7 protein-coding genes and 1 pseudogene are annotated in these 4,742 nt (G+C 57.7%); 3 read left to right on the top strand and 5 right to left on the bottom strand.

Annotated elements, in window-relative coordinates; genetic code table 11:
- On the top strand, positions 1-590 hold a 590-nt coding region (locus tag DOM57_RS22135; RefSeq protein ID WP_204353063.1), incomplete at its 5' end, for a hypothetical protein.
- Between the two features lie 92 nt (positions 591-682).
- Here DOM57_RS22135 and DOM57_RS21390 read toward each other — a convergent pair.
- Positions 683-985, bottom strand: a complete 303-nt coding sequence (locus tag DOM57_RS21390; RefSeq protein ID WP_110651736.1) for a hypothetical protein — start codon at positions 983-985, stop codon at positions 683-685.
- Positions 986-1,155: 170 nt separating this feature from the next.
- On the opposite strand from DOM57_RS21390, the gene DOM57_RS21385 reads away from it, so the two are divergent.
- Positions 1,156-1,419, top strand: a complete 264-nt coding sequence (locus tag DOM57_RS21385; protein WP_110651734.1) for a type B 50S ribosomal protein L31 — start codon at positions 1,156-1,158, stop codon at positions 1,417-1,419.
- 162 nt (positions 1,420-1,581) lie between these two features.
- Here DOM57_RS21385 and DOM57_RS21380 read toward each other — a convergent pair whose 3' ends face one another.
- The 3 genes and pseudogenes from DOM57_RS21380 to DOM57_RS22805 form a co-directional block, all read right to left on the bottom strand.
- Positions 1,582-1,785 (bottom strand): cold-shock protein, encoded by a 204-nt coding sequence (locus tag DOM57_RS21380; protein WP_110651733.1) that lies wholly within the window; start codon positions 1,783-1,785, stop codon positions 1,582-1,584.
- Between the two features lie 291 nt (positions 1,786-2,076).
- Positions 2,077-2,640, bottom strand: a complete 564-nt coding sequence (locus DOM57_RS22495; protein ID WP_239496372.1) for a substrate-binding domain-containing protein — start codon at positions 2,638-2,640, stop codon at positions 2,077-2,079.
- 175 nt (positions 2,641-2,815) lie between these two features.
- Positions 2,816-2,947, bottom strand: a pseudogene (locus DOM57_RS22805) (helix-turn-helix domain-containing protein); the annotation flags it as partial.
- 113 nt (positions 2,948-3,060) lie between these two features.
- Between DOM57_RS22805 and DOM57_RS21370 the strand changes: the two are divergent.
- Positions 3,061-3,909: an alpha/beta fold hydrolase gene (locus DOM57_RS21370; RefSeq protein WP_110651731.1), complete on the top strand. Its 849-nt coding sequence runs from the start codon at positions 3,061-3,063 to the stop codon at positions 3,907-3,909.
- A gap of 231 nt (positions 3,910-4,140) precedes the next feature.
- Here the strand turns inward: DOM57_RS21370 and DOM57_RS21365 are convergent.
- The coding region (locus DOM57_RS21365; RefSeq protein WP_338056511.1) for a LysE family translocator at positions 4,141-4,742 on the bottom strand (602 nt) is incomplete at its 5' end.

The raw sequence follows: 4,742 nt of genomic DNA, 5'->3' as shown, positions 1-4,742 counted from the left end.
TATACCCCATAGGCTCCGGTTTTTGCGCTGCGTGCGCCTTGCGCTTCGTCCTGCTCGCCGACTTATTCAGCGTTTCCTTTACGTCCGGAATTCGCCGAAATGTCTATGGCTGGTCTCCCACGAACGGTTCTACGCTTTGTCTGAAAAATGCCTGCGCTCGTCCATACAGCGTTAAAAATCGGCTCAAAATGCTCATTTACACCCTCGTAAACTCCGCTTTTCGCCGATTTTTGCCTTGTCTGGCCATCGCTCGTCGATTTTTCAGACAGAGCTTAGTCTCAAGAAGGCAGCCATTACATGAGAAAAACCTTATGAAGAGCACGCCGTTCATCACCGAGCATCTGCTCCAGCGCTGTCGCAAGGAACAGGCCAACCAGTTCCAGCGCGCCAGGCAGCAGTTCGATCCCGCCTCGCTGGCGGATCGCAAGGAGCTTTCGCTGCTGGTCGAAGAAGCGATTCGGGAGGGAGAGAATTACACGTCGATCGCCCGCGGCCATGCCCATCTCGGGCTGACCGAGCGCGATTTGAATGATCTGATCGGACCGGAAACCGCGATCCGCGACCGTATCGACCGCTTTCATCAAATGTAATCACGGGCCGGGGCGCACCGGCCGCCAGCATTCGTCCATTCCCGCTCCGTGCAGACACAATGGCGGCGCCGACGTTTGCCGCAATCAGGTAATCAGGCGCCGCAATGGTTGCGATAACGGCTGGAGTCGGCGTCCAGGGTCACACGCTCGTTGACCCGGCTGTAGTAGAACGGCGTATAGTCGTCCTGTCCTTGTGGCTTGTACCAACCACACATGCCATAGCCTTTCTCGACCTCTTTGAGATCCTTGAGTTCGACCTGGTCGACACCATCGAGCTGAGCGGCGATGAGCGCGGCGACATCGTCGTCGAGATGACTTTCCGTGATCGCCTGACTGCCGAAGATGATGCCGAAAGCCACCACGATCGCGATGACCGGAACATAGACATTGTGCATAACGTCTAACCGAATGGTAAGGAAGGCGCGATGATAGCCGATCGAAGGGCCATTCGCATGATGAGTTGCGGCAAGCCTGTCATCTGATCTCCCCACTTCGACGCTCAGTAGAACTCTTCCTCCCCAGCAAGAAATGTAATAACATTTCAAATTATCATCAGGAGATTCCCATGAAAGACGGTATCCACCCGAACTATCGACAGGTCATCTTCCACGACACCAGCGTCGACAAATACTTCTTGATTGGCTCGACCATGACTTCGGACGAGACCATGGAGTGGGAAGACGGTAACACCTACCCGGTCGTGCGGCTCGATATTTCCTCGGCCTCGCACCCGTTCTACACCGGGAAGCAGCGCGAAGTCGGCACCGAGGGCCGTGCCGCTCAGTTCAAGCGCCGCTTCGGCAGCATTGCATCGCGACGCCAGAGCTGAGCCAACATCCATTCATCGACAGCGAGCCAGCCAATCATTCGGCTGGCTTATTTCTCATTTCGTTCGGCAAACAGAATTCCACGCATACGAAAACACCCAGGCTCGCTTGCGCGGGCCTGGGTGTCAGGAAGATATCGCCCGAGGGCGAAGATCTACCTAAAGTCAGATAGGCTTGATGTTTGCAGCCTGAAGACCTTTTTTACCCTGGGTCACGTCAAAGGAGACTTCTTGACCGTCCTGCAGGGATTTGAAGCCGTCAGCCTGGATCTCGGAGAAGTGTGCGAACAGGTCGTCGCCACCGTCTGCCGGAGAGATGAAGCCAAAGCCTTTAGTGTCGTTGAACCACTTAACTGTGCCAGTTGCCATGTTTCGAATTCCTTATGCGCCAAGCGCGTTGTTACGATTGCCGGGTGATACCCGAGATAGTGGGCAAAACAAGGGGATATAACCAGGCTACCGAATGATTCGACTGCAACTGACGATATGCGACTTGCTACCTACCGAGCCCATGGTGAGCCTCTTGTCCGGCAGAGTCAACGAATAGTTGCTCATGCCGCATAGAAAATTCCCGGTAGCCGATTGAAAGTCCGCCACCGCAAGCCTTGCGCCGCCGTATCGTTCTTCCATTTCATTGGCTTCCCTGCTTCGACACGGACATCAGGCGACTTTCGAAGATCCATCGGCTCGCGTCTCGCCAACGATCTCCTCGACCAGACCCTGCACGGCGCTCGAATGGCTTTTTCGCCCCGTTCGGATGACATACACGATCGTCGGCGGCAGCGGAAAGGCGCTTTCCAGCACCTCCATCTCCGGCGTGACGTGACGAGCATTGAGCAGCGCCACTCCCAACCCGGCATGTACGGCGGAAACGACGCCCGCGATGCTCGCGCAGGTCATCGCGATCGTGAAACCGGGCGGCCGCGACTGCCCGAACTCCATGGCCCATTGGCGGTAAAAGCAGTCATCGTCGAATGCGATGAACGGCAACGGCCGAGTGGTATCCAATATTAGATCGGGTGACTTGACCCAGTGCAGCGGCTCCCTGGAAAGCTCGATATCCGCAGCACGCTGGCGATGTTCGAAGAGCTGCAGGAGACCGACATCGATCTCGCCGCGGTCCACTTGTCCTGCGATCGTCAGGCTCTGGCCAACGCTGGTATGTACCGTGACACCGGGATGACGCCGAATGAAACGGCCCCAGAATGCGCGAGAGGCCGCCACTCGTCATGTCCTCGGTGACACCGAGCCGGATCCTGCCGCTCAGCGGCTCGGTGCCCAGGCTCGTCATCGCCTCGTCATGCAGGTTCAGAATGCGACGGGCGTAGCGCAGCAGGCGTTCTCCCTCCGGCGTGAACAGCGGCCGCCCGGCACGCCTTGCAAGAAGCTCGCAGCCCAGCCCCTCCTCGAGTCGCTTGACCTTGTGCGACACCGCCGACTGCGACAGTGCCAGGCGATCCGCTGCCCGCGTAATGCCGCCATGATCGGCAATGGCGCACAGTGCCTGCAACGCTCCGATTTCCAGTCTCATGCTCACCCCGGCCTCGACATGACAAACATCGATCTCATGAACGAAATAATCAATTTGAGTCATTTTTCAGCGTAACGCAGGCTGAATGGGAAATCCAAACGCGGAGCCGCATCATGCAACACATCGTGACCGACAATGTATTGATCGACGGCAAGCGCATCGCGCATGGCGTGCACGGCCATGGCGAGCCTGTCGTTCTTCTGCACGGCACGCCCTCCTCCTCTCTCATCTGGCGCAACGTCACGCCGCGCCTGGTCGAGTTGGGATACCGTGTTCACGTATTCGATCTGTTGGGTTACGGCCTCTCCGAGCGCCCCTGGGACCCCAAGGTCGATACCTCCATTTCCGCTCAGGTACCGATCCTCGAAGGGCTGATGAATCACTGGGGACTGGAGACCGCACACCTGGTCACTCACGACTTCGGTGGCGGCATCGGGCAGCGATTCGGCGTCTTCCATCCCGAGCGGGTGCAATCGCTGACCTTGATCGACGTGGTGAGCTATGACAGCTACCCCTCGCCACGCACACGGCAACAGATGGCCGCCGGGCTGGAAAAGCTGATCAAGGTATCCGATTCCGAACATCGCGCTCACTTCCGTGAATGGCTGCTGACCGCCGTCCATGACAAGCGCGCACTGGAGGAATCCGCACTCGACACCTATCTCGAGTTCATCTCGGGCCCGGTCGCGCAACCCAGTTTCTTTCAGCATCAGGTACGCCACTACGATCCGAAACACACCGTGGAGATAGCGGATCGCCTACATGAGCTAGGGAAACTACCCGTCCAACTGATCTGGGGCGCGAATGATGCCTGGCAGAGCGTGGACTACGCGCATCGGCTGCATAGTGATATCCCCGGCTCGGAGCTCACCGTGCTGGATGACTGCGGACACTTCGCGCCGGAGGATCGACCCGAGACGATCACGGACCTGGTAGCGAAGTTTCTCAATCAGCACCGGTAATGAGTCTCAAGCCCCGTTCGACGGGACGGGGCCTGGGATACAGGTAGCCGCCGCGCCTTGAAAGCCAGCCAACAAAGATAGGCGATACCGGACCACTTCAGGATCTGAAATCCCAACTGAAAGTCTGGGCCAACGGTGCTCCTGGCTCCCCACCAGACTGGTTAAAGGTCAGCGGTTCGCCATTCTGTTCCAACCCACTCGGAACCGAAGCAAGATACCTCGCCAAGCAATTCATCCAGGCCGCTTCATAGCCAATAACCCCATGCCGAACACCAGCATCAGGCTGCCACTGGCACGATTGAACCACTGCATGGTCTTGCCATTGCTCAGATACTTGCCGACCTTGCTTCCCAACATGGCATAAACGGCCACGGCGACCAGCTCCATCAACAGAAACAGCGCGCCGACCACGGTGAAGCTCAAGGCATAGTGCTCGGGCGAGACGAACTGTGGCAGGAAAGCGGTAAAAATCAGAATCGCCTTGGGGTTACCGGCCGCGACCAGGAACTCCTGACGCATCAATCGCCAAATCGAGCATTCACTCTCGGCATCGAAAGCAACTGCCTCAGGCTTGCTCATCAATAGCTTGATGCCAAGCCATGCAAGATAAGCGGCTCCGGCCCATTTCAGGGCCAGGAAAAACCACATCGACGTGGCCAGCAGCGTACCCAGGCCGATACCGGCGATGGCAATCATGGGAATAAAGGCAGCGATTCGCCCCAACGCAGCGACGATGGCTTTCCGTGGCCCGACGCGGGCAGCATTGGTGGTTGCCAACAGGTTGTTGGGGCCAAAGGCCATATTCAGGGCAAAGCTAATGTGGTGTTTCGCAA

The sequence above is a fragment of the Salinicola peritrichatus genome (assembly GCF_003206715.1).
Lineage (GTDB): Bacteria > Pseudomonadota > Gammaproteobacteria > Pseudomonadales > Halomonadaceae > Salinicola > Salinicola peritrichatus.
This window is presented reverse-complemented; position numbering and strand designations above follow the sequence as displayed.